Source organism: Cellulomonas humilata (assembly GCF_030814415.1).
In the GTDB taxonomy this organism is placed as follows: Bacteria; Actinomycetota; Actinomycetes; order Actinomycetales; family Cellulomonadaceae; genus Cellulomonas; species Cellulomonas humilata_A.
In genome coordinates this window covers 380,232-403,588 of the sequence record NZ_JAUSVB010000006.1, presented here as the reverse complement: position 1 = coordinate 403,588, position 23,357 = coordinate 380,232, and the positions used below count along the sequence as shown (strand labels likewise).

General features: G+C 71.9%; 19 protein-coding genes and 1 pseudogene. 8 read left to right on the top strand and 12 right to left on the bottom strand.

What is annotated here, in order from left to right; translation table 11 throughout:
- Positions 1-146: 146 nt before the first annotated feature.
- The 4 genes from J2X26_RS20500 to J2X26_RS20485 are packed head-to-tail and all read right to left on the bottom strand — an operon-like array spanning position 147 to position 6,097.
- The gene (locus J2X26_RS20500) at positions 147-1,814 is read right to left on the bottom strand and encodes an ABC transporter substrate-binding protein (protein ID WP_307494554.1); all 1,668 of its coding nucleotides are present in this window, start codon (positions 1,812-1,814) and stop codon (positions 147-149) included.
- A gap of 37 nt (positions 1,815-1,851) precedes the next feature.
- On the bottom strand, positions 1,852-2,760 hold the full coding sequence (locus tag J2X26_RS20495) for a carbohydrate ABC transporter permease (RefSeq protein WP_439897879.1): 909 nt from the start codon (positions 2,758-2,760) through the stop codon (positions 1,852-1,854).
- Positions 2,754-3,791, bottom strand: a complete 1,038-nt coding sequence (locus tag J2X26_RS20490) for an ABC transporter permease (protein WP_307494552.1) — start codon at positions 3,789-3,791, stop codon at positions 2,754-2,756. The genes J2X26_RS20495 and J2X26_RS20490 overlap by 7 nt, the downstream gene beginning before the upstream one ends.
- Entirely contained in the window at positions 3,788-6,097 is a 2,310-nt protein-coding gene (locus J2X26_RS20485; RefSeq protein WP_307494551.1) for a glycoside hydrolase family 3 N-terminal domain-containing protein, read from the bottom strand. The genes J2X26_RS20490 and J2X26_RS20485 overlap by 4 nt, the downstream gene beginning before the upstream one ends.
- A 251-nt stretch (positions 6,098-6,348) precedes the next feature.
- Between J2X26_RS20485 and J2X26_RS20480 the strand changes: the two genes are divergently transcribed.
- Both J2X26_RS20480 and J2X26_RS20475 read left to right on the top strand, forming a co-directional pair.
- Entirely contained in the window at positions 6,349-7,428 is a 1,080-nt protein-coding gene (locus J2X26_RS20480; RefSeq protein WP_307494550.1) for a LacI family DNA-binding transcriptional regulator, read from the top strand.
- A 2-nt stretch (positions 7,429-7,430) separates the two neighbouring features.
- Positions 7,431-8,399 carry an acetylxylan esterase gene (locus J2X26_RS20475; protein ID WP_307494549.1) on the top strand — a complete coding sequence of 323 codons (969 nt, stop codon included), beginning with the start codon at positions 7,431-7,433 and terminating at the stop codon, positions 8,397-8,399.
- Positions 8,400-8,652: 253 nt separating this feature from the next.
- Here the strand turns inward: J2X26_RS20475 and mgrA are convergent, their stop codons facing one another.
- Entirely contained in the window at positions 8,653-9,678 is a 1,026-nt protein-coding gene (mgrA, locus tag J2X26_RS20470; protein ID WP_307494548.1) for an L-glyceraldehyde 3-phosphate reductase, read from the bottom strand.
- Between the two features lie 28 nt (positions 9,679-9,706).
- Here mgrA and J2X26_RS20465 point away from each other — a divergent pair, with 28 nt between their 5' ends.
- On the top strand, positions 9,707-10,168 hold the full coding sequence (locus J2X26_RS20465; RefSeq protein ID WP_307494547.1) for a tRNA (cytidine(34)-2'-O)-methyltransferase: 462 nt from the start codon (positions 9,707-9,709) through the stop codon (positions 10,166-10,168).
- Here the strand turns inward: J2X26_RS20465 and J2X26_RS20460 are convergent.
- The gene (locus J2X26_RS20460) at positions 10,165-11,763 is read right to left on the bottom strand and encodes a beta-1,3-glucanase family protein (protein WP_307494546.1); all 1,599 of its coding nucleotides are present in this window, start codon (positions 11,761-11,763) and stop codon (positions 10,165-10,167) included. The two genes, J2X26_RS20465 and J2X26_RS20460, sit on opposite strands and share 4 nt — an antisense overlap.
- Positions 11,764-11,863: 100 nt before the next feature.
- The gene (locus J2X26_RS20455; RefSeq protein ID WP_307494545.1) at positions 11,864-12,886 is read right to left on the bottom strand and encodes a GGDEF domain-containing protein; all 1,023 of its coding nucleotides are present in this window, start codon (positions 12,884-12,886) and stop codon (positions 11,864-11,866) included.
- A gap of 143 nt (positions 12,887-13,029) precedes the next feature.
- On the opposite strand from J2X26_RS20455, the pseudogene J2X26_RS20445 reads away from it, so the two are divergent.
- The 3 genes and pseudogenes from J2X26_RS20445 (at position 13,030) to J2X26_RS20435 (ending at position 16,542) form a co-directional block, all read left to right on the top strand.
- Positions 13,030-14,864 (top strand): annotated as a pseudogene (locus J2X26_RS20445) (gamma-glutamyltransferase family protein).
- Between the two features lie 97 nt (positions 14,865-14,961).
- The gene (locus tag J2X26_RS20440) at positions 14,962-15,831 is read left to right on the top strand and encodes an amidohydrolase family protein (protein ID WP_307494544.1); all 870 of its coding nucleotides are present in this window, start codon (positions 14,962-14,964) and stop codon (positions 15,829-15,831) included.
- A gap of 24 nt (positions 15,832-15,855) precedes the next feature.
- Positions 15,856-16,542 carry a FadR/GntR family transcriptional regulator gene (locus tag J2X26_RS20435; RefSeq protein WP_307494543.1) on the top strand — a complete coding sequence of 229 codons (687 nt, stop codon included), beginning with the start codon at positions 15,856-15,858 and terminating at the stop codon, positions 16,540-16,542.
- Here the strand turns inward: J2X26_RS20435 and J2X26_RS20430 are convergent.
- The gene (locus tag J2X26_RS20430; RefSeq protein WP_307494542.1) at positions 16,539-17,561 is read right to left on the bottom strand and encodes a LacI family DNA-binding transcriptional regulator; all 1,023 of its coding nucleotides are present in this window, start codon (positions 17,559-17,561) and stop codon (positions 16,539-16,541) included. The two genes, J2X26_RS20435 and J2X26_RS20430, sit on opposite strands and share 4 nt — an antisense overlap.
- Before the next feature lie 96 nt (positions 17,562-17,657).
- On the opposite strand from J2X26_RS20430, the gene J2X26_RS20425 reads away from it, so the two are divergent.
- Positions 17,658-19,181, top strand: a complete 1,524-nt coding sequence (locus J2X26_RS20425) for a UxaA family hydrolase (protein ID WP_307494567.1) — start codon at positions 17,658-17,660, stop codon at positions 19,179-19,181.
- 64 nt (positions 19,182-19,245) lie between these two features.
- Positions 19,246-19,482: a hypothetical protein gene (locus tag J2X26_RS20420; RefSeq protein WP_307494541.1), complete on the top strand. Its 237-nt coding sequence runs from the start codon at positions 19,246-19,248 to the stop codon at positions 19,480-19,482.
- A gap of 127 nt (positions 19,483-19,609) precedes the next feature.
- Here the strand turns inward: J2X26_RS20420 and J2X26_RS20415 are convergent, their stop codons facing one another.
- The 4 genes from J2X26_RS20415 to uxaC form a co-directional block, all read right to left on the bottom strand.
- Positions 19,610-19,756, bottom strand: a complete 147-nt coding sequence (locus J2X26_RS20415) for a hypothetical protein (protein WP_307494540.1) — start codon at positions 19,754-19,756, stop codon at positions 19,610-19,612.
- A gap of 335 nt (positions 19,757-20,091) precedes the next feature.
- A complete protein-coding gene (locus tag J2X26_RS20410; protein WP_307494539.1) occupies positions 20,092-21,195 on the bottom strand; it encodes a sugar kinase in 1,104 nt (367 codons plus the stop codon).
- A 25-nt stretch (positions 21,196-21,220) separates the two neighbouring features.
- Positions 21,221-21,850 (bottom strand): bifunctional 4-hydroxy-2-oxoglutarate aldolase/2-dehydro-3-deoxy-phosphogluconate aldolase, encoded by a 630-nt coding sequence (gene eda / locus J2X26_RS20405; RefSeq protein ID WP_307494538.1) that lies wholly within the window; start codon positions 21,848-21,850, stop codon positions 21,221-21,223.
- Positions 21,847-23,331: a glucuronate isomerase gene (uxaC, locus tag J2X26_RS20400; protein ID WP_307494537.1), complete on the bottom strand. Its 1,485-nt coding sequence runs from the start codon at positions 23,329-23,331 to the stop codon at positions 21,847-21,849. Before uxaC ends, eda begins: the two co-directional genes overlap by 4 nt.
- Between the last annotated feature and the right edge of the window lie 26 nt (positions 23,332-23,357).

Here is a 23,357-nt window from a genome sequence, read left to right as displayed (position 1 = left end):
GCGTGGGCCACCGGGTGTTTGCCCCCGCCCAACCCGTCGGCCCCCCCTGGGCGGGGTTTGTTGCCCCCCCCCCCGGGGGGGGGGGGGCCCCCCCCCCCCCCCCGGGGGGCGCCCGGGGGGGGGGGGGGGGCCGGCCCGGACGGTGCTCAGCCCTTGGCGGCGAGCGCCTGGTTGAACGTGTCGACGTACTGGTCGACGTTGAGCCCCTTGAGCTCGGTCTGCCAGTCATCCCACTCGGACATCGGCCGCTGGCCGAGGATGAACGCGGCCGTGTTCTGCGTGACCGAGTCGTTGAGCGCGGCCTGCCAGAGCGTGATCTGCTCCTGCTGCATCTCGTCCAGGGGTGCGGACGGGACCAGCGGCAGCTCGGTCTTGTCCGCCATGACGTCGATGAACTCGTTCGTGGCCTCGGTGTTCAGGCCGCGGATCAGATCGTCCGTCGTGCCGTTGGCCAGCATCCACACGCCGTTGCTGAACCCGAGGTCGGCGTTCAGCTTCTTGGTCCCCGCCGGGTTGACGCCGTTCCAGTCGACATCGGCCGCGAGCGCGCGGGTGTCGCCGTCCTTGGTGAACGTGGTGCCCTCGACGCCGTACTTGGCGTACTCGAGACCGCCGTCGGAGTAGTACAGCCAGTCCACGAACTGCAGGAGCGCCAGGAAGTACGGCTTCTCGGCCGCCTCGGACGAGATCATGAAGCCCGACGCGACGCGGCTGCCGGAGGCGACGTTGTCACCCGCGGGGCCCTCGGGCACCCGGATCAGGTGCACCTGGGCGTCGGTGTTGCCCGCGTCGGTGAACGTCTTGGAGTAGCTGGTGATCTCCTGGGTGTTGCCCGAGATCGCCAAGGACTGGCCGCTGCCGAACTTCTGCTTGGCGGTGTCGTCGTCCTGCGTGACCGACTCGGGGTCGAGCAGGCCGTCCTCGACGAGCGACGCGAAGTACGAGACGAGCTCCTTGTAGCCGTCGCCCGACGCCGCGTAGGAGAACGTCTCGGAGTCCTCGTCGAACACCAGCCCGTTGCCGAAGCCCCAGCCGGCGACCGTGCCGAAGTTCGGAGCCGCCAGGTTCAGCGTCGCGCCGAGCGGGCTGTTGTTCGTCGTGGACCAGCGGTCGGACATCGGCCAGACGCCGGGGTTCGCGTCCTTGATCGTCTCGAGGTCGTCACGCAGGTCGTCCCACGTCTGCGGGTCCTCGGTGATCCCCGCCTTCTCCCACACGTCCTGGCGGATCGCGATGGAGTACTGCGGCTGGGGCGACTCGTACAGGCCGGGGAGCATGTAGTACTTGCCGTCGGCCTGCTTGAGGTTGTCGATGTACGGCTGGAGCTGCCAGTCCTCGATCCGCTGCTGGAAGTTCGGCATGTACTGCACGAAGTCGCTGATCGGCAGCAGCGCGCCACCGGACACGAACTGCGTCTCCTGGCCGGGGTAGGTCACGGGGATGAGGTCCGGGGCGTCGCCCGCGCTGATGATCAGCGACTTCTTGGCGTCCCAGTCCGACAGCGGCGCGCTGGTCAGGTCGAAGCTGACCTTGTTGTTCTCCGCGAGGTGCGAGAAGAACAGCCAGTCCTCGTTGAGCGGGTAGTTCGGGTGGTCGCGGTACAGCACGCCGAGCTCGATCGGCTCCGTCGCGACGAACTCCGTGCCGACGGCGAAGTCGTCCATGGCGCCGACGCGCTGGGCGTCGGGGATGCCGCTGCTGCTGGCCGACGGCTCGTCGGCCGCGTCGCCGCCCGACGAGCACGCCGCGGTGAGCGTGAGCGCCAGCACCGCGACGGACGCCGCCGCCCCGACGCGCTTCCTGGTGGTCCTCATGGGTTCTCCTCGTTGAGAGAGATGTGGAGGGGTGGGATTACTGCTTCACCGCGCCGAGCATCACGCCCGACACGAAGTACCTCTGGAGGAACGGGTAGAGGCAGATGATGGGCAGGACCGTGAGGAGCATGGTCACGGACTGCACGTTGGCGCCGATCTGGGTGAGGTTGTCCGTGCCGCCGCCCTGGATCGAGGTGCCCCCGGTGACACCGGCCATGAGGTTCCGCAGGTAGACGGTCACCGGGTAGAGGTTCGGGTCGTCCATGTAGAGGAAGGCGCCGAACCAGCCGTTCCAGAACGAGACCGCGTAGAACAGCAGCATCGTCGCCACCACGGCCTTGCTCAGCGGGAGCACCACCTTGAAGAAGACGCCGTAGGTGCTCATGCCGTCGATCGAGGCGGCCTCCTCGAGCTCGCTCGGGAAGTTCTCGAAGAACGACTTCATCACCAGCAGGTTGAAGATGCTGATGGCGTTGGGCAGGACGATCGCCCAGAGGGTGTTCCGGAACCCGAGCTGGCTGATGAGGATGTAGTTCGGGATCAGACCGCCGTTGAAGAACATGGTGGCGACGGCGACGCCGATGAAGAACTTGCGCCCCTTGAGGTGGTGCTTGGACAGGGCGTAGGCGTACGTGGTGGTCAGGGCCATCGCGATGGCCGTGGCGACCACGGTGTACTCGAGGGTGTTGCGGTAGTTGCGCCAGAACATCGAGTCCCCGAACACCACCTGGAACGTGGTGAGGTTGAACCCGCGCGGGATCAGGTTGACCTGTCCCGAGTTGATGTAGCCCTCGGAGCTGAACGCCTGGGCGACGATGTTGACGAACGGGTACAGGACGAGGGCGGCGACGATGATCAGGACCGCCGCGTTGACCCAGCGGAAGGCCCGGTAGCCGGTGCTGTCCTTGACGCCGGTGCTCTTCGGGAGGGCAAGGTCGGTCACCACAGGCTCGCCCCCACGGTCTTCCGGGAGATCGCGTTGGCCGACAGGATCAGCGTCACGCCGATGATCGCCTCGAACAGGCCGATCGCCGTCGCGTAGCTGATGGAGTTGGACACGATCCCGACGCGGTACAGGTACGTGGAGATGACGTCGGCCGTGGAGTAGATCAGCGGGTTGGACAGCAGCAGGATCTTCTCGAAGCCCACCGCCATGAACGTCCCGATGTTGAGGATGAGCAGCACGATCATGGTGGGGCGGATACCCGGCAGGGTGATGTGCCACGTCTGCTGCCACCGGTTGGCGCCGTCGATCCGGGCCGCCTCGTAGAGCTGCTCGTCGATCGTCGTGAGCGCCGCGAGGTAAAGGATCGTGCCCCAGCCGACCGTCTGCCAGACCTCGGACGTCAGGTAGATCGTCCGGAACCAGGACGGCTCCTGCATGAAGGTGATCGCCTGCCCGCCGGCCGCCTCGATGATCTGGTTGACCGTGCCGTTGACGCTGGTGAGCTGGAAGACGATGCCCGCGACGATGACGACGGACATGAAGTGCGGCAGGTAGGAGATGGTCTGGACGCTGCGCTTGAACCGGCGCGACCGGACCTCGTTGAGCATCAGCGCCAGGATGATCGGCAGCGGGAACACGACCAGGAGCGTGAGGAACCCGAGGATCACCGTGTTGGTGAAGGCGTGCCAGAACTGCTGGTCGTTGATGAACATCCGGACGTAGTAGAGGCCCACCCACTCGTCGCCGAACATGCTGCCGCCGGGGCGGAACCGGCGGAACGCGACGACGTTTCCGAGGATCGGCACGTACCGGAAGATGAGCAGGAAGAGCAGCGGCAGGACCAGGAACGAGTAGAGCCGCCAGTCCTTGCGCAGCGCGGTCCGCCAGGTCTGGTGCGCGGCGGGGATGATCGAGCCGTCGTGCGCGAGCCAGGTCTGCTTGCGCGGCTTGCGCGACTTCTTCTTCGTGGGGTCGAGCGCCGGCGCGATGGGCGACAGCGGCTCGGCCACGGCGGGTTCCTTGAGGCTCATGCGCGCGTCACCTCCAGTGCGTGCAACGGCACGACGGATACCGCCGTGGTCAGCCGCCGGGTGTGGTCGACGGTCCGCAGGTCGCCGACGAGACGGAGCGCGAGCGCGTCGCTGTCGTCGGCGCTCGACCGCGCGACCCGCAGCTCGACGTCGCCCGGCTCGACGATCCGCGCACCGAACCTGCCGGTGAACGCGGTGACGTCGGCGGGGACGGTGAACGTGACGAGCGCCGACTCCCCGGGCTCGAGCTCCACGCGGGCATAGCCGACGAGGCGCACGACGGGCCGGGTCACCTGGGCCACCGGGTCGTGCAGGTAGAGCTGCACGACGTCGGCGCCGGACCGTTCCCCCGTGTTGGTGACGAGGACCTCGACCTGGGCGTCACCGTCGACCGCCCACTCGTCGCTGGTGGCGCGGGCCGACCACGAGAACGCCGTGTAGGACAGGCCGTGGCCGAACGGGAACGCCGCCGTCGGGTCCACCGACGAGACGCCCGAGCGCCGGCCCAGCGGCGCGGACAGGTAGGTGCCGGGCTGCCCGGAGGCGTCCGCGGGGATGCTGACCGGCAGGCGACCCGACGGCGACACCGCGCCCGTGAGCACCTCCGCGAGCCCCTGCCCGCCGAGCTGGCCAGGGAAGAACGCCTGCACGACCGCGGCGGCGTCGTCGGCGAGCGCCCCGATCGCGTACGGCCGCCCGGTCAGCAGCACCAGCACGACCGGGGTCCCCGTGTCCAGCAGCGCCCGGACCAGGTCGGCCTGGACGCCCGGTAGGTGCAGGTCGGTGGCGTCGCAGCCCTCGCCCGACGTGCCGCGGCCGAACAGCCCCGCTCGGTCGCCGACCGCGACGACGCACACGTCGGCGTCCCGGGCGGCGGCGACGGCCGCGTCGAACCCCGTGCGGTCGGGGTCGGTGACGCCGCAGCCGCGGGCGTAGGTGACGTTCTCGTGCGCGCCACGCAGCGCGTCGAGAACCGTCGGGATCTCGATGCCGAGCCCGTGCTCCGGGTGGTGCACGCCGACGTGCGCGGGGAACGAGTAGCAGCCGAGCATCGCCATCGGGTCGTCGGCGAGGGGGCCCACGAGGGCGACCCGCGCGTCGGGCCGCAGCGGGAGGACCTGTCCCGGGTTGGCCAGCAGGACGATCGCCTCGCGGGCCAGGCGGAGCGCCACGTCCCGGCTCTCCTCGTCGTCCAGGACCAGGTCCGGGTCCGCGACGGGCGACCAGTCGGCGTCGAGCAGGCCGAGCTCGGCCTTCTGCGCCAGGACGCGCCGCAGCGCGCGGTCCACCAGCACCTCGTCGACGTCGCCGCGGGCCAGCGCGTCCCGCAGCGGCTCGCCGTAGCAGTGCACGTTGGGCAGCTCCACGTCGACCCCGGCCGCGAGCGCCAGCGCGGCCGCCTCGCCCTCGGTCCCTGCGACGCCGTGCAGCGTCTGCAGGAACCGGATGCCGAAGTAGTCAGCGACGACCGTGCCGGTGAACCCCCAGCGGTCGCGCAGGACCGTGGTGAGCAGGGTGCTGTCGGCCGCGGACGGCACGCCGTCGAGCTCGGCGTAGGAGTGCATGACCGACCGCGCGCCGCCGTCGCGGACCGCCATCTCGAACGGGGGCAGGATCACGTCGGCGAGCTCGCGCGCACCGATCGAGACGGGTGCCAGGTTGCGTCCGGCGCGGCTGGCCGAGTACCCCGCGAAGTGCTTCAGGGTGGCGACGACGCCCGCGCCCTCGAGCCCCCGGACGTAGGCGGTGCCGACAGTCCCGACGAGGTACGGGTCCTCACCGATCGTCTCCTCGGTGCGACCCCAGCGGTAGTCGCGCGTCACGTCGAGCACGGGTGCGAGTCCCTGGTGCACCCCGGCCGCGCGCATCGAGGCGCCGATCCGGGCGGCCATCTCCTCGACCAGCTCGGGATCGAAGCTCGCGCCCCAGGACAGCGGCACCGGGTAGGCGGTGGCGCCCCAGGCGGCGAACCCCGTGAGGCACTCCTCGTGCACGAGGGCGGGGATGCCCCACCGGTTCGCTGCCACGACCTCCGCCTGCGACGCGGCCAGCGACCGCGCGCCCGCGGCGGGGTCGACCGGCGCGGAGCCGTACGGGCGGGTCAGCTGGCCGAGCCCGTCGCGGATGACCTCGGACCAGCCGAGGCCGTCGTCGGTCATCTCGGACTGGTGCGGGGCGACGCCGGCCCCTCCCGCATCGGCTCCGACCCAGAGGCCGACCAGCTGCGAGAGCTTCTCCTCGAGGGTCATCCGGGCGACGAGGTCGTCGACCTGGGCCTGCCGCTGTGTGGTGTCGTGCGCTGTCATCTGACCTGTCCACCTCCCCGTCTCACAGCCTTGTGAGCGCCGAAAGTATCGACTGCTTTGTCGATATCTGCCGGTGACGGACGTTAGGCGCCCGTACGAGACTCTGGCAATCCGGACGGGAACTTTGGCAAACGTTTCTCATTCGGAGCGCTGCTGGGAGCGGATGAGATCTCCGGACAGTGCTGGGCGGAGCACCTGGTCAGTGCTACGTTCGGCCGATAGTTGCGACGAGCAGACCGGGACCACGCACCATGACGACCACCAGCGCCAACGACGCCGACGCCGCTCCCGACGACGAGGTGGCCGGTGCCGAGGTCCCTGGGAGCACCGCGACGATCGCCCTGATCGCCGCCGAGGCAGGCGTCTCCATCCCCACGGTGTCCAAGGTCCTCAACGGCCGCACCGACGTCGCCGCGGTCACGCGCGCACGCGTCGAAGAGGTCATCGACCGCTACCAGTACCGCCGCCGCCGGGGCCGCGCGCAGACCGGACCGGGCCTGCTCGACCTCGTCTTCCACGAGCTCGACGCCGGCTGGTCCGTGCAGATCATCAAGGGTGTCGAGTCCGTCGCCGGGCCCGAACGCCTGGGCGTCGTGCTCTCGGAGCTGGGCGGCGCGCACCGGCCCCGCCAGGAGTGGCTCGACGACGTGCTGGCCCGCCGCCCCCGGGGCGTCATCCTCGTCCTGTCCGACCTCGACCCAGCACAGCGCCGCCAGCTGGAGACCCGGTCGATCCCGTTCGTCGTCGTCGACACCGCCGGCGAGCAGCCCGCCGGCGTCCCGACCGTCGGCTCCGCGAACTGGGCGGGCGGCCTGGCGGCCACCCGTCACCTCCTCGGCCTCGGTCACCGCAAGATCGCCGTCGTCTCCGGCCCGGTCGACGTGCTCTGCAGCCGCGCCCGCATCGACGGGTACCGCACCGCGCTCGACGAGGCCGGCGTCGCGGTGGACCCCGGGCTCGTCCGGTACGGCGACTTCTTCGTCGGCGGCGGCTACACGCACGGCATGGACCTGCTCGACCGGCCCGACCGGCCCACGGCGATCTTCGCGGGCTCCGACTTCCAGGCCCTCGGCGTGCTTCGCGCCGCCCGCGAGCTGGGCCTGCGGGTGCCGCAGGACCTGTCCGTCGTCGGCTACGACGACCTGCCCGTCACCGAGTGGATCGGTCCGCCGCTCACCACCATCCACCAGCCCCTCTACGAGATGGCCGCCACCGCCACCCGCATGGTGCTCGGCATGGCCCGCGGCGAGGCGCCGGCCAACCCGCGCATCGAGCTGGGCACCGAGCTGGTGATCCGCGAGAGCACCGCACCCCCGGCGACGGTGGGCTGACCGTGGCGCTGTTCGACCTCCCGCTCGACCAGCTCGAGCGTTACCGGTCCACCGTCCCCGAACCCGACGACTTCGACGAGTTCTGGGTGTCGACCGTCGCCGACGCCCGCCGGGACGACGTGCTGATCGACGTCGTCCCCGTGGCCACCGGGCTGACCCTCGTCGAGACCTGGGACGTGACGTTCGCCGGGTTCGACGGGCACCCCGTGCGCGCCTGGTACACCCGGCCCGCCGGCGTGCTCTCCGACCTGACCGCCGTGGTGGAGTACCTCGGCTACGGACGGGGGCGCGGGCTGCCGCAGGAGCGGCTGACCTGGGCCTCCGCCGGGTACGCACACCTGCTGATGGACACCCGCGGCCAGGGCGGTCAGTACGGCTCCGGCGGCGACACCCCCGACCCCGTCGGCTCCGACCCGGCCGCCCCGGGCTTCGTCACGCGCGGCATCCTCGACCCCGCGACGTACTACTACCGCCGCGTCCTCACCGACGCCGTCCGCGCCGTCGACGCGGTCCGCGCGCTGCCGGGCGTCTCCCAGGTGGCCGTCGTCGGGAACAGCCAGGGCGGCGGGATCGCCCTCGCGGTCGCCGGGCTGGTGCCCGACCTCGCCGCCGTGATGGTCAGCGCACCGTTCCTCTGCGACATCCCGCGCGCCCTGGCGATCACCGACGCCGACCCGTACGGCGAGATCGTCCGGTACCTCGCGGTCCACCGCGGCGCCGCCGACCAGGTGCTCCGGACCCTGGCCTACGTCGACGGGGTCCACCACGCCGCCCGGGCGACCGCCCCGGCCCTGTTCGCGACAGGTCTGCGCGACACGGTCTGCCCGCCGTCGACGGCGTTCGCCGCGCACAACGCGTACGCGGCACCGCGGGAGATGGCGGTCTACCCGTACAACCACCACGAGGGCGGCGAGGCCCACCACACAGCCCGCCAGCTGACGTGGCTCACGCAGCACCTACCGCCGACCTGACCGCCGACCGCCGACCGCCGACCGCCGACCGCCCCGCGATCGTGAGTTTGCGACGAGATCGTCAGTTGCAACTCACGATCTCGTCGCAAACTCACGACCTCGTCGGCAGCGGCGCGCACACCTGCCCGCCCTCGCGCCGAACTCGTCAGTCCGCGCCGAACTCGTCGGTTGCAACGAACGAGTTCGGCGCCGGGTGACGAGTTCGGCGGCCGGGCGGCGGCGGGGGCAGCGGGGATCTGGTAGATCGGGCGGGTCAGCGGCCCGTGCCGTCGACCGCGTGCGGGTCGATCGACGCGATCTCGTCGGCCGTCAGCGGCGCGGCGCTCAAGGCCTTGACGTTGTCCTCGAGCTGGGCGACCGAGCTGGCGCCGACGAGCGCCGAGGTGATGCGGTCGTCGCGCAGGACCCAGGACAGGGCCAGCTGCGCGAGCGACTGCCCGCGGTCGGCCGCGATCTCGTTGAGTGCTCGCGCGCGGGACAGGTAGGTCTCGGACAGGGCGGACGGCTTGAGGAAGTGGCCGACGGCCGCGCGGGAGTCGGCGGGGACGTCCCCGGACAGGTACCGCCCGGTGAGCAGACCCTGCGCCAGCGGGGAGAACACGATGGTGCCGATCCCCAGCTCGCCGACGACGTCGAGCAGGCTCTCGGTCTGGTCGGCGGCCACGTTCTCGATGTGCCGGTTGAACATCGAGTAGCTGGGCTGGTGGATGAGCAGCGGGGTGCCCAGGTCGGCGAGCACCTGCTGCGCGACCCGCGTCTGGGCGGGCGAGTAGTTGGAGATGCCCGCGTACAGGGCCTTCCCGCTGGTCACGGCGGTGTGCAGCGCCCCCATCGTCTCCTCGATCGGCACCGAGGGGTCGGGGCGGTGGGAGTAGAAGATGTCGACGTAGTCCACGCCGATGCGCGTCAGGGACTGGTCCAGGGAGGACAGCAGGTACTTGCGCGAGCCGCCGTCGCCGTACGGGCCGGGCCACATGTCGTAGCCGGCCTTGGAGGAGATGACGAGCTCGTCGCGGTACGGGCGCAGGTCGGATGCGAGGATGCGGCCGAAGTTCTCCTCCGCGGAGCCGTACGGCGGGCCGTAGTTGTTGGCCAGGTCGATGTGCGTGATGCCGAGGTCGAACGCCCGGCGCAGGACCGCACGCTGGGTGTCCAGCGGGGTCGTGTCACCGAAGTTGTGCCACAGGCCGAGCGACAGCGCGGGCAGGTCCAGCCCGCTGCGGCCGGTCCGGCGGTAGGTCATCGAGTCGTACCGGGCGTCGTCGGCAAGGAAAGGCATGAGACAACGCTATCCGTAGGATCGGCCCGTGCTGCACGTCGCGTTCTTCGAGCCCCGCATCCCCGGCAACACCGGCAGCGCCATCCGGCTGGCGGCCGGCACCGGCTCGACGCTGCACCTGGTCGAGCCGCTCGGGTTCGACCTGTCGGAGGCCAAGCTGCGCCGGGCGGGCCTCGACTACCACGACCTCGCGCACGTGGTGGTGCACAAGAACCTCGAGGCGCTGCTGGCGACCGTCCCGGGGCGGGTGTACGCCTTCACGACCCACGCGACCCAGCACCACACCGACCTCGCGTACCGGTCCGACGACGTGCTCCTGTTCGGACCGGAGCCCACCGGGCTGCCCGCCGATGTGCTGGAGCACCCCCGGATCACCGGCCAGGTGCGCATCCCGATGCTCCCCGGCCGGCGATCCATGAACCTGTCGAACGCCGCAGCTGTCGCCACGTACGAGGCGTGGCGACAGCTGGGCTTCGAGGGCGGCGTCTAGCCGAGCTTCCACTTCTGCGCGTTCGCGCCGTTGCAGTCCCAGATCTGGACCTGCGTGCCCGGCGTCGTCGAGTGCGCGGGGTTGTCCAGGCACCGGTTCGACGCGGGGTTGTAGTAGCCGCCGTTCTGCGGGATCCAGACCTGCGCGCCGGTGCCGTTGCAGTCGTACAGCTGCACCTTGGTGCCGTTGGCGGTGCCGCCGCCGGTGATGTCGAGGCACTTGCCCTGGACGCGCAGCGTGGTGCCGGCCTGCACGAAGGTCCACTTCTGGGCGACCGTGCCGTTGCAGCCCCAGATCTGGATCTTGTTGCCGTTGGCCGTGTTCTGCGCGCTGTTGTCGAGGCACATGCCGTTGGCGTTCACCAGCGCGCTGCCGCTGCCGGTGGGCGGCGGGTTCGTCGTGCCACCGCCGGTGAACGGCTGGATGATCAGCCCGGCCGCGGACGGCGAGCCGTCGTGCACCAGGGACTCGAAGTTGCCGACGTCGTCGAACGCGAACGCGTACGCCTTCCCGTCGGCCATGTTCGCGTGGATGACCCGCGCGTACTGGTTGGTCGGGTTGCTCTTGTAGAACGCCGACGCGTCGGTGCTGGGCTGGGTGTCGACCGTGCCGAGGGTGCCGCGGTTGAGGGCGGCGCACAGGGTGCGGGCGATGGGGCCGACGACGAGGTCGTTGGGTGCGTGCAGGGCCCCGTCGCAGCCCCACACGTCGGCGCTGCTGGGCCGGTTGAACGATGCGACCTGCTGGCCGGAGCCATTGGTGAACGTCATCGTGGTGCCCGAGGTCCGGCCGAAGTACTTGAGGTTGGGCTGGTCGCCGAACGGGACGACCGTAAGCGTCTTGCCGGTGTACGCGTTCCACGCCGACGCGATGTACGGGTCGAGGTAGGTCGCGCTCATCAGGCCGGCGCCCGCCGCCTTGCCGGGGGCGAGCACCCGCAGGACGGTGCCGTCCGAGCGCTTGACCACGGTGTTCGCCCACCCGGACTGGGCGGCGATCTGGTTGATCGTGTTGTCGCGGCCGTTGGCGACGAGGTCGCCGGACCGTCGGGTGCCCTGCGCACCGGTCACCGTGACGGTGTGCGGCACGGCGAACATGTCGACCTGCGAGCTGTTCAGCCACAGCCCGGCGTCGTTGTACGTGAACTCGCTCCAGTCGAACAGGATCTGGTGGTTGGCGTCCCCGCTCGCCCACGGCGCCGGCTGCACGAGCCCGTCCGGCGTGAGGAAGAACTTCAGCTTCTCGCCGAGCGAGAAGTACACGCGGCCGGAGATGCCGCGCGGCACCTGGATGGTGGTGCTGCCGCCGTTGCCCGGTCCGGCGATGGACACGTCGGGCGCGGCCGACGGCGGGTTCGACCCCGCGGGCCACGCGGTGAACGTGCCGCCCGCGTTGACGTAGCCGAGCCGGCCCGTGCTCAGGTTGGTGCCGAGCACGTAGACGTAGACCGCCTCACCGCGGCCGCTCGAGTTGGTGATGGTCAGCGGGAGCCGGTCAGGGCCCACCGCCTGTGCTCCTGCGGCCGCGGCCACCATCGTCGTCACTGCGACCGCGAGCGCACTGAGCGCTCCGATCACGCGTCTGCTGGTCCTCATTGACCCGCTCCTCATCACATTGCCGGCATCCCCACCCGCGTTGACACGTATCAACACCAGTCGCAGGACCCTATGACTTGGTGAGACGAGTCCGCAACTGTCAGACCCCGAGGTCGCCCGTGAGGATGCCGCGCAGCTCGTCGGCCAGACCGCCGCCCACCGACGCGGACTCCTTCGCAGAGCGCAGCCGACGCTGGGCCGACGCGACGAGGTGCTCCGCGTCGGCCGACCCGAGGCCGGAGAACGCCGCCGCGGAGTGGAAGGCCGGCCACGCCGACGGGTCGATGCCGGCCTGCGGCTGCGCGAGCAGCGCGAGGACGTCCCGCCGCAGGCCGTCGACGAGCGCCGCGGCGTGCTGGTCGGACGCCACCCCGGGGAGCGAGGCGATGACCGCGAACTCGTCGCCCGCCGTCCGTGCGGCCTGGCATCCCCCCGGCAGCCCGCCGGCCAGCCGGGCGCCGACTCCCGCGAGGACGATGTCGCCGACCGCCGGGCCGTACGTCGAGTTGAGCCGGGAGAACCCCGCGATGTCGAGCAGGACGACGACCACCCGCGCGCCGGTGCCGGCGCTCTCGGCGCACCGCCGGGTGAGCTCGTGCATGGCCATCGACCGGTGCGGCAGGGCGGTCAGCGGGTCGTGCAGCGACCGCACCGCCAGCAGGGTCGACAGCGACCGGACGAGGTCGGCCGTGCTGACGACGCCCCAGGACTCGTCGGCGACGAGGACGTCGTCGTACCGGCGCTCGTCGAAACGCTGCATCGCGCGCACGGCCACCTCGGAGACCGGCGCGGTCGGAGGGACCACCATGGGGCCCCAGTCGGTCAGCTCGTCCGTCCCGCGGCGGGCAAGTACCGCGCGGCCGAACCCGAGACGACCGGTCATCGCCGCGGTGAACCGCGTGCGCGTGACCAGCCCGATGCGTCGGTCGTCGTCCGGGTCCCGCACCGCGACGCTGGCCACGTGCGGCGAGCGGAAGATCAGCTCGAGCCGTGCCACGGGCATCCCGGCGTCGACCACGTCGACGGCGTGGGCCAGGTCGGCGACGGTGGTCGTGGCGGCCACCTTGTACCCGCCGACGGCGTTGCCGAGGCGCTGGGTCAGGAGCGTCAGGTCTGCATGCACCCGGAGAGTATCCGCGCAGGTCAACGCCCGTACGCCGCGGATCGACCGGAGTTCACCGACCGTTCGCCCGGTGTTCGGACGGTGCCGTGGGGCAAGATCGAGAGGTGTTCACCACCCGCCCCGAGCTCGTCGGAACCTTCGGCATGGTCGCCTCCACCCACTGGCTCGCGTCGTCGGTCGGGATGCGGATCCTGGAGGCCGGCGGCAACGCGTTCGACGCCGCGGTGGCCGCCGGCTTCACGCTGAGCGTCGTCGAGCCACACCTGAACGGCCCCGGCGGCGACGCCCCGATCATCGGCCACCGCGCCGACGACGGGCACACCTTCGTGATCTGCGGGCAGGGCACCGCGCCCGCCGCCGCGACCATCGACACCTACCGGGACCTGGGCCTGGACCTCGTCCCCGGCACCGGGCACCTCGCCGCGGTGGTCCCCGGGGCGTTCGGCGCCTGGCTCGACCTGCTCGCGCGGTACGGCACCCTCCCGCTGGCCGACGTCCTCGCCCCGGCCATCGGCTACGCGCGCGACGGCTATCCGCTGGTCCGCGCCGCCTCGCGCACGATCGCGACGGTCGCGCAGCAGCTCACCGAGCACTGGCCGACGTCCTCGCCCCGGCCATCGGCTACGCGCGCGACGGCTATCCGCTGGTCCGCGCCGCCTCGCGCACGATCGCGACGGTCGCGCAGCAGCTCACCGAGCACTGGCCGACGTCCGCCGCGGTCTACCTCCCGCACGGTGAGGTCCCGACGGCGGGCGCCCGGTTCAGCAACCCCGCGCTCGCCGACACGTTCGAGCGCCTCCTGGTGGGCAGCGGCTCGCGCGAGGCGCAGATCGAGGCTGCGCGGCACGCGTTCTACGAGGGCTTCGTCGCCGAGGCCGTCGACGCGTTCCAGTCGGGCGTCGCCGTGCAGGACTCGTCGGGCCGACGTCACACCGGGCTGCTGCGGGCGTCGGACCTGGCCGGCTGGCGGGCGACCGAGGAGCCGACGACGTCGCTGCGGTTCGCCGGCCGGACCATCCACAAGACCGCGGCCTGGGGGCAGGGACCGGTGCTCCTGCAACAGCTCGCGATGCTCGAGGCGCTCGGCGTCGCGGATCTCGTGCGCACCAACGACACCGTCGAGCTCGTGCACACCGTCGTCGAGGTGGCCAAGCTCGCGTTCGCCGACCGCGAGGCCTGGTACGGCGACGTCGACGACGTCCCGCTGGACACCCTGCTCTCCGGCGCATACGCGGCCGAGCGCGCGCGGCTCGTCGGCTCCGAGGCCTCCGAAGGGCTCCTACCGGGCTCGCCCGACGGGCGCGTCCCCCACGTCGCCGCGGCCCTGTGGGCGGCTCGGGCAGAGTCCGCGCCCGGCGTCGGCGAACCGACCGTCTCCCCGATCGGGCTGAGCCCGGGCGACACGTGCCACGTGGACGTCGTCGACCGGTGGGGCAACCGGGTGTCGGCGACGCCGTCGGGCGGCTGGCTGCAGTCGAGCCCGGTCGTCCCCGGCCTCGGGTTCGCTCTGCCGACCCGCGCGCAGATGTTCTGGCTCGAGCCGGGGCTGCCCAACAGCCTGGCCCCGGGCAGGCGCCCGCGGACCACGTTGAGCCCCGCGCTGCTGCTCGACGACGACGGCTCAGGCGTCGCGTTCGGCACGCCCGGCGGCGACCAGCAGGACCAGTGGCCGGTGCCGTTCTTGCTGCGTCACCTCGTCGGCGGCGCCGGCCTGCAGGCGTCCATCGACGCGCCGGCCTGGCACTCGACGCACGTGCCCGGATCGTTCTACCCGCGCACCCACACGCCCCGCGGACTCGTCGCCGAGTCCCGGCTCGGGGCCGACGTCCTGGACGCGCTCGCGGACCGCGGACACCAGGTGGAGACCGTCGGGCCGTGGGAGCTCGGGCGGCTCAGCGCGGCGGGGGTGCGGTCGGACGGGCTGCTGGTGGCGGCGGCGAACCCGCGGGGAATGCAGGGCTACGCCGTCGGCCGGTGAGGCAAGTCCTCCGATGACTTGACGAGTCGATGAGGGTTCGATGAGGGATGGCGTCTTGAAGGCGCTCAGACATCGGACCACTGTTAGCGTCCGGTCCATGCCCAATGTCGTGGATGCCCACCTCCAGGTGTGGAACCCGGACTCGGTGCACTACCCCTGGATGACCGCGGAGAACGCGGGGGTGCACCACACGTACCGGATCCCGGACATCGAGGACCAGCTCGCCGACGAGGACGTCGCCTGGGTGGTTCTCGTGCAGGCCGCCGACAACCGCGCGGACTCCGAACTCATGCTCTTCCAGGCACTCTCGTCCCCCCGCGTCGCCGGGGTCGTGGCGTGGGTCCCCCTCGACGCCCCCGACGACGCCGCCACGCAGCTGGACAAGTGGCGCCGGGAGCCGATCGTCGGGATCGGCCACCGCGGACACGACGGGCGCGATCCCGACTGGCTGCTCGACGCCGCCGTCGACGACAGCCTGACCCTCCTGACCGAGCGACGACTGACCCTGGACCTCACCGCGCACACGCCCACGGCCCTGGCGCATGTCGCGACCCTCGCCGAGAACCACCCCAAGCTCACCGTCGTCCTCGACCACCTGGGCGCTCCCCCGCTCGCCGCGCTGCGGGCCGGCGACCGGGACGGCTGGAGCCGCTGGTCCGCCCTGCTGGGCGCCGTCGCGCAGATGCCGAACGTCGTCGCCAAGCTGTCCGGGCTGACCACGGCCGCCGGAGCGGGCTGGACCCCGGACCACCTCCGGCCCGCCGTCGACCGCGCGCTCGAGGTGTTCGGACCCGACCGGCTCATGCTCGGCAGCGACTGGCCGTACGCGCTCCTCGAGGGCGACTCCTACGCGCAGGTCTGGCACGGTCTGCGCTCGACGGTGGACCAGCTGGGCGACGACGACCGCGCCGCGGTGCTGGGCGGTACGGCGACGCAGGTGTACGGGCTCCCGTTCGACTCGTTCTGACCGCGCGACCGCTAGGTTCGCTCCGTGTCACGTTCAGATGATGTCGTCGACGGGGTCAAGCAGATGATCCTCGACGGGCGGCTGGAGGCAGGGCAGCGGCTGCCTGCCGAGAAAGAGCTCGCAGCCACCCTCGGCGTCTCGCGCGGCTCCCTGCGCGAGGGCGTCCACGCGCTGGGGACGCTCGGCATCCTCGAGTCGCGGCACGGTGACGGCACCTACGTGACGACGCTCGACCCCGCGCTGCTGCTCGCCCCCGTCGGCTTCGTCGCCGAGCTGCAGGACGACGCCGCCGCGTTCCACAGCGTCCGCCGCCTCCTCGAGACAGAGGCCGCCGGCCTCGCCGCGCTGCACATCGACGACGACGCGCTCGCCCGCCTCCGCGCCGTCCTCGACGAGACAGCACGCGCCCTCGTCGACCTCCCGCTCGACCACGAGCGGCTCGTCGACGCGGACCTGGCCTTCCACGAGGAGGTCGCCCGGGCATCCGGCAACCCCGTCCTCGCGGCGCTCGTCGGGGGCCTGGCGGGGCGGGCGTCCCGGACCCGGCTGTGGCGCGGGCTCTCCGACGAGGGTGCGGAGGACCGGGCGTTCGTCGAGCACGAGGCGATCCTCGCGGCCCTCGCTGCCCGCGACCCCGACCGGGCACGCCTGCGGATGGCCACGCACCTGCTCGGGCTCGAGGACTCGGCGACGGGCGTCTGGGCGCGCTAGCGCCCGGGCGTCGAGTCGCGCAGCACGACCTGCGTCGGGACGTGCGTCAGGCGCGGTTCGTCGGAGGCGTCGGCCAGGGCGAGCTCGGTGGCGGCGATCCCGATGTCGACCAGCGGGATCCGGACCGTCGTGAGCGCCGGGACCACGTCCCGCAGGGTCGAGATGTCGTCGAAGCCCGCGAGCGCCACGTCCTCCGGCACCCGGATCCCGGCCTCACGGCCGGCGGCGAGCGCGCCGAGCGCCATGACGTCGTTGACCGCGAACACCAGCTCGGGCAGCTCGCCCTGGCGCAGAAGGGCGCGCATCGCGTCCTCGCCACCCTCGTGCGTGAACGCGCTCGTGATCACCGCGTCGTCCGGCACCGGGCTGCCCAGCTCGGCGAGCGCCCCGCGGAACGCATCGCGTCGCTCGCACGCCGTCAGGTGATCGGCCGGCCCGGCCAGGATCGCGAACCGGCGGTACCCGCGGCCGTGCAGGGCCTTCGCCAGGTCCCCGGCGCCTTGCGCGTTGTCCACCACGATGCTGTCGACGCCCAGGATCGGCTGACCGATGAGGGCGACCGATCCGCCCACCGACCGGTAGTCGGCCAGGGCCGCGCGCAGCTCGTCGTTGGTGGCCTCGTCGTCCAGGCGACCACCCGCGATGACGATCGCGCGCGCCCGCTGCCGCTTCAGCAGGTCGACCAGCCCGCTCTCGCGGCTCGGGTCGTGCTGGGTGCTCGCGAGGGTCACCTGCAGACCGGCGCGGTCGGCCGCGCGGGCGACACCCGCGGCGATCGAGGAGAAGTACGGGTCCGCGATGTCGTGCACCACGAGACCCAACGACGTCGTCCGGCCGCGCGCCATCGCCTGCGCGTTCGCGTCCGGGGTGTACCGGAGCCGGGTCGCCGCGGCGAGCACCCGGTCACGCAGGTCGGCGCGCACCGTGCGGTTGGCGCTCCCGTTGATCGCGCGGGAGGCGGTGGCCAGCGAGACGCCGGCCTCGCGGGCGACGTCACTGAGGGTCACGGAAGCAGCCATGGTCAGGAGGGTAGGCGCTTGCCGATGGTTGCAGGCCTGTTCGGGGTGGGCACGCCGGTGCGGACGTCGGGAAAGCGGTATCCTGGAGTGGTGACGATGACGCTCCGCCTCGCCGACTGCGTTCTCGTGCTGCGCCCCGACGACGACGTCGGCGTCGCCACGCGGGACCTGCAGTCCGGCACCGAGCTCGACACCCTGGTCGTCACCCAGAGCGTGCCGCGCGGGCACAAGCTCGCCGTGCGGGCCGTTGCTGTGGGCGAGCCCGTGCACAAGTACGGCCAGTCCATCGGCCGCGCCACCCGGGACATCGCCGTCGGCGACCACGTGCACTCGCACAACCTCGGCATGGACGACGGCGAGCGCGCCTACGAGTTCGGCACCGCCCGCGTCACCCTGCCGACGCCCCCGGGCCCCGTCCGCACCTTCGACGGATACGCCCGCAGCGACGGCCGCTGGGGCACCCGCAACTACGTCGGCATCGTCACCTCCGTGAACTGCTCCGCGTCGACCGCCCGGCTCATCGCCGACCAGTTCCGCGGCCGCGTCCTGGACGCCTACCCGCACGTCGACGGCGTCGTCGCCCTCACCCACGACACCGGCTGCGGCCTCGTGCCCACCAGCGAGGGCGCCCAGATCACCCGGCGCACCCTGCGCGGCTACGCCGACCACCCCAACATCGCCGGCCTGCTCGTCCTCGGCCTCGGCTGCGAGATGCTCCCCGCCGAGTCGCTCCTGGACGGACTCGACCTGCCCGCAGACAAGCCCGTCACCACCCTGGTCATCCAGGAGACCGGCGGCATCCGGCGCACCGTGCGAGCCGGTGTCGAGGCGATCGAGAAGATGCTGCCCGCGATCGACGCGCTGCGCCGCACCCCCGCACCCGTCTCCGAGCTGGTCCTCGGACTCAACTGCGGCGGCTCCGACGGGTACTCCGGCATCACCGCCAACCCCGCGCTAGGCCACGCGTCCGACCAGCTCGTCGCCCGCGGCGGCACCTCGATCCTCGCCGAGACCCCCGAGGTCTTCGGTGCCGAGCACCTGCTCCTGCGCCGGGCGGTCTCGCGTTCCGTCGGCCAGAAGCTGCTCGACCGGCTCGACTGGTGGAAGGGCTACACCGCGGCCGGCGGCGGCACGATGGACAACAACCCCTCCCCCGGCAACAAGGCCGGCGGGCTGACGACCATCCTCGAGAAGTCCCTCGGCGCCGTCGCCAAGGGCGGCACCGCCGAGCTGGTCGAGGTCTACGAGTATGCCGAACCCGTCACCGCCCGCGGCTTCACCTTCATGGACACCCCCGGGTACGACCCCGTCTCCGTCACCGGCCTCGTCGCCGGCGGCGCCACCGTCGTCGTGTTCACCACCGGCCGCGGGTCCGTCCTCGGCTGCAAGCCCACACCGTCCATCAAGGTCGCGACGAATACCGCCACCTACCTGCGGATGACCGAGGACATGGACCTCAACGCCGGACGCATCGTCGACGGCACCGCGACCGTCGCGTCCGTCGGCGACGAGCTGTTCGAGCTGATCATCGCCGTCGCCTCGGGCGGGCAGACCGTCTCCGAAGAGCTCGACCTGGGGTCCGACGAGTTCGTGCCCTGGCAGCTCGGCGCCGTCACCTGACCCTTCTTGACGGGCTCGCGGTCCGCCGACGTACCGTCGGGGTTCACCCTCAGGAGGTTCCGCGATGAAGTTCGTGCTCGAGGTCGACCTGTCTGCCGGCGCGGTGGCCGACGCCCCGCTCGAGGAGCTCGGCCGGATCTTGCGCTACTGGGCGGGGAACGTGAAGCACTACCCGCTCCAGCCAGGGTCCGGCGAGACGATCTCCGACTCGACCTATGCGTCTGTCGGGTCCTGGACGATCACGGGCGCTGACTCACCGGCTGAGCGAGGAAGCGCAGCGGGAGCGTCCGCGACGGACTGACGAGCCGAGCGGGGACGCACTCACTAGGGCCGAGACGCGGCGGCGCCGGCTTTGTCGGGGTCGCGAGGCCCCGGATCGCGCTGCCTCAACGGCGTCGAGGTCGAACGGCGCCGCGGGGACGAGCACGTCAGTCGTCGAGCCAGCGCAGCACCGTGCGGCCGAAGGCGCCGACGAGGGCGAGCCGCGATGTCACACCGCACGTGCTGCACACGAGGGCGTGGTTCACCCACGGCATGCCGTTCACCTGGTCGATCCCCGCGACGTCGAGGGTCAACGCCCGGCACCTCGGGCAGTACAGCTGCCCTTCAGGGTCCAGCTCGAGTGACGCTCCAGGCATCGCGGTCGGCAGGCTCGAGTGGCTCACGGGGTACCTCCGGGGGTCGTGCTGAGGGTGCGGATGCTGGCCCCAGTGCACCACGGCGCCATGGGGGTGCGCCCGTCGGTCCACATTGGTACGCCGGCGCGCGGCTCCAGCGGGGTCAGCGCTCGAGGTCCGCGGTCGAGCTCAGCGCTCGGGGTCCGCGGTCGACATCAGCTGTCGGGTTCAGCGCTCGGGGTCAGCGGTCAGGGTCAACGGTCGCGTCCGTGGTCGGGGTCAGCACTCGGGAGTCAGCGGTCGACGCGGGCTCCGCCGCCACCGGCCAGCTTGAGCACCTCGGCTTTGCTGACCATGGTCGTGTCTCCGGGTGTCGTCATCGCGAGGGCCCCGTGTGCGGCGCCGTACTCCACGGCGGTCTGCAGGTCCTCGCCGGCGAGCAGCCCGTAAGCGAGACCGGAGGCGAACGAGTCGCCGCCACCGACACGGTCGAGGATCTCCAGGCGCTCGCGGTGCGTGGCGCTGACCAGGCCGGTGCCCTTCGACCAGGCGATCGCGCCCCAGTCGTTGACGGTCGCGGAGTGCACGGTGCGCAGCGTCGTCGCGATGACCTGGAAGTTCGGGTAGGCCTCGGCCACGCGGTCGATCATGGCGGCGAACGACGAGAGCTCCAGGGCCGACAGGTTCTCGTCGACGCCTTCCACCTCGAAGCCGAGTGAGGCGGTGAAGTCCTCCTCGTTGCCGATCATCACGTCGATGTGCGGCGCGATCGCCCGGTTGACCTCCTGCGCGCGAGCCTGACCGCCGACGGCCTTCCAGAGGCTCGGCCGGTAGTTGAGGTCGTAGCTGACGATGGTGCCGTGCTTGCGCGCGACCGTGACGGCCTCGATCACGGTCTCGGCGGCGCTGTCCGACAGTGCCGCGAAGATGCCGCCCGTGTGGAACCAGCGCACCCCGAGCTCACCGAAGAGGTGCTCCCAGTCCACGTCCCCCGGCGTCAGCTGCGCCGCCGCGGTGTGGCCCCGGTCGCTCACGCCGACCGCTCCACGGACCCCGAACCCACGCTCGGTGAAGTTGAGCCCGTTGCGGACCTGGCGACCGATTCCGTCGTACGGCACCCACTGGATGAACGAGGTGTCCAGCCCGCCGGTGAGGATGAGGTCCTCGACCAGCCGCCCGACCTCGTTGTCCGCGAGGGCGGTCACGATCGCGGTGCGCAGCCCGAACGCACGCCGCAGCCCGCGGGACACGTTGTACTCGCCGCCACCCTCCCAGGCGCGGAACGAGCGCGCGGTGCGGATGCGACCCTCGCCGGGGTCGAGTCGGAGCATGACCTCGCCGAGGGAGACGGCGTCATAGCGCGTCTCGCCCGCGGGGCGGATGACCAGGTCGGACATGAGCGGTGTTCCTTCGCGATCGAGGTCAGGGGTGGGCGACGAGGCTGACGGCTTCGGCAGTCAGGTCCCGGACGGCGTCGAGGTCGCCGCCACGGATGAGGTCGCGGGGAACCATCCAGGAGCCGCCGACGGCCCGGACGGAGGGCAGCGCCAGGTACTCGGCGAGGTTGCTCGGCCCGATCCCACCGGTCGGCACGAACCCGACGTCACCGAACGGCGCCGCGAGCGCGGCGACCGCCTTGGCGCCGCCGGACGTGCCGGCGGGGAAGAACTTCACGGTGGTCAGGCCCAGCTCGAGCGCGGCCTGCACCTCGGTGGCCGTGACCGCGCCGGGCAGGGCGAGGATGCCGTGCTCCTGGCAGCGCTCGACGACCGCACGGCTGGTGCCGGGCGACACGACGTAGGACGCGCCCGCCGCCACCGCCTCGTCGACCTGCTGGGGGGTCAGCACCGTGCCCGCACCGACGAGGACGTCGCCCCGCGCGGCGATGGTGCGGATCGCGTCGGCCGCAGCCGCGGTGCGGAACGTGACCTCGGCGACCGGCAGCCCACCGTCGACGAGGGCCTGCGCCAGCGCGTCGGCGTGGGAAGCGTCGTCGATCACGACGACAGGGACGAGGCGGTGCGCCGACAGGCGCTCGAGGATGTCGCTCACTTGTGCTCCTTCGCACCGTGCTCGGACCCGCTCACGCGCGGGAAAGCGTTTGCCGACTTGGGTGGAGCATACGCCTGACGCGGGATCCGGTAGGCGAGGTCGACCGCGGTCTCGATCGCCTCGTCGGCGTCGAGCCGGTGCTCCGCGACGAGCCGGGCGAGGAAGCCGGCGTCGATGCGCCGGGCCAGGTCGTGGCGCGCGGGGATCGAGCAGAACGCACGCGTGTCGTCGACGAACCCCGTGGTGTTGGCGAACCCGGCCGAGTCGGTGACCGCCTCGCGGAAGCGCCGCATGCCGTCGGGCGTGTCGAGGAACCACCACGGCGCACCCAGCCGTACCGCGGGGTACACGCCCGCGATCGGTGCCAGCTCGCGGCTGAACGTGTCCTCGTCGACCGTGAACAGGACCAGTCGTAGACCGGGGTGGTGGCCGAACGCCTCCAGGACCGGACGCAGGGCGCGCACGTACTCGGTGGTCACGGGGATGTCGTAGCCGACGTCGGGGCCGCGCAGGTCCGCGACCGCCTGGTCGTGGTCACGCAGGACCCCCGGGTGGAGCTGCATCACCAGCCCGTCCTCGGCCGACATGCGGGCCATCTCGAACAGCATGTGACCCGAGAACGCCTGCGCGTCCGCCGCGCTGACGTCGCCGCGCAGGGCCGCCGACACGATCCGCTCGGCCTCGGCGTCGCTCAGCGGGGTCGTGTCCGCGGAGAGGTGCCCGTGGTCCGTGGCGCGCGCGCCCGCGGCGACGAACGCCCGCCGACGCTCCTCGAGCGCGTGCACCAGGTCGCGGTACCCCCCGATCGCGACCCCCGACCGCTGCTCGAGCAGCGCGACGTCCGCCTGCCAGCCGGGGCGGTCGACGTGCAGCAGCGCGTCGGGCCGGAAGGTCGGCACGATCCGGTCGCCCCACCCGCGGTCCGCCAGGTCCGCGTGGTCGGCGAGCGTCGCGGTCGCCGCGTCCGTGGTCGCCAGGATCTCGATACCGAACTCGTCGAAGAGCGCGAGCGGCCGGAACGCCGGCTTCTCCAGTCGCTCTGCGAGGAGGTCGAAGAGCCGGTCTGCGGAGTCGGCCGAGGGCCGCTCGTCCAGCCCGAACACCTCGACGAAGACGTGCTCGAGCCAATAGCGCGTCGGCGTCCCGCGGAACAGGGGCCAGTGCGTCGCGAAGGTCCGCCAGACCTCGCGCGGGTCCGCGACGACGCCCGGCCGGTCCCGACGGGGTACCCCGAGAGCGTCGTGCGGCACGCCCTGGGACACCAGCATGCGGACCAGGTAGTGGTCGGGCGTGACCAGCAGCGACGCCGGGTCCGTGAACGGCTCGTCGCGCGCCAGCAGGCCGGCGTCGACGTGACCGTGCATGGAGACGATCGGCAGGGTCGCGGTGGCGGCGAGGATCTCCCGGGCGATCGGCCGCACGACGGGGTCGCTGGGCAACGCCCGGTCGGGGTGCAACGACCACCCGGTCTCGCTCACCATCGGATCCTCCTGGGAACTCGCACTGG

What these genes read in the sequence shown, in the direction of transcription:
- J2X26_RS20500 (WP_307494554.1), bottom strand. Translation starts at nt 1,814, where the DNA reads ATGAGGACCACCAGGAAGCGCGTCGGGGCGGCGGCGTCCGTCGCGGTG.
- J2X26_RS20490 (WP_307494552.1), bottom strand. Translation starts at nt 3,791, where the DNA reads ATGAGCCTCAAGGAACCCGCCGTGGCCGAGCCGCTGTCGCCCATCGCG.
- J2X26_RS20485 (WP_307494551.1), bottom strand. Translation starts at nt 6,097, where the DNA reads ATGACAGCGCACGACACCACACAGCGGCAGGCCCAGGTCGACGACCTC.
- J2X26_RS20480 (WP_307494550.1), top strand. Translation starts at nt 6,349, where the DNA reads ATGACGACCACCAGCGCCAACGACGCCGACGCCGCTCCCGACGACGAG.
- mgrA (WP_307494548.1), bottom strand. Translation starts at nt 9,678, where the DNA reads ATGCCTTTCCTTGCCGACGACGCCCGGTACGACTCGATGACCTACCGC.
- J2X26_RS20460 (WP_307494546.1), bottom strand. Translation starts at nt 11,763, where the DNA reads ATGAGGACCAGCAGACGCGTGATCGGAGCGCTCAGTGCGCTCGCGGTC.
- J2X26_RS20440 (WP_307494544.1), top strand. Translation starts at nt 14,962, where the DNA reads ATGCCCAATGTCGTGGATGCCCACCTCCAGGTGTGGAACCCGGACTCG.
- J2X26_RS20430 (WP_307494542.1), bottom strand. Translation starts at nt 17,561, where the DNA reads ATGGCTGCTTCCGTGACCCTCAGTGACGTCGCCCGCGAGGCCGGCGTC.
- J2X26_RS20425 (WP_307494567.1), top strand. Translation starts at nt 17,658, where the DNA reads ATGACGCTCCGCCTCGCCGACTGCGTTCTCGTGCTGCGCCCCGACGAC.
- J2X26_RS20420 (WP_307494541.1), top strand. Translation starts at nt 19,246, where the DNA reads ATGAAGTTCGTGCTCGAGGTCGACCTGTCTGCCGGCGCGGTGGCCGAC.
- J2X26_RS20410 (WP_307494539.1), bottom strand. Translation starts at nt 21,195, where the DNA reads ATGTCCGACCTGGTCATCCGCCCCGCGGGCGAGACGCGCTATGACGCC.
- uxaC (WP_307494537.1), bottom strand. Translation starts at nt 23,331, where the DNA reads ATGGTGAGCGAGACCGGGTGGTCGTTGCACCCCGACCGGGCGTTGCCC.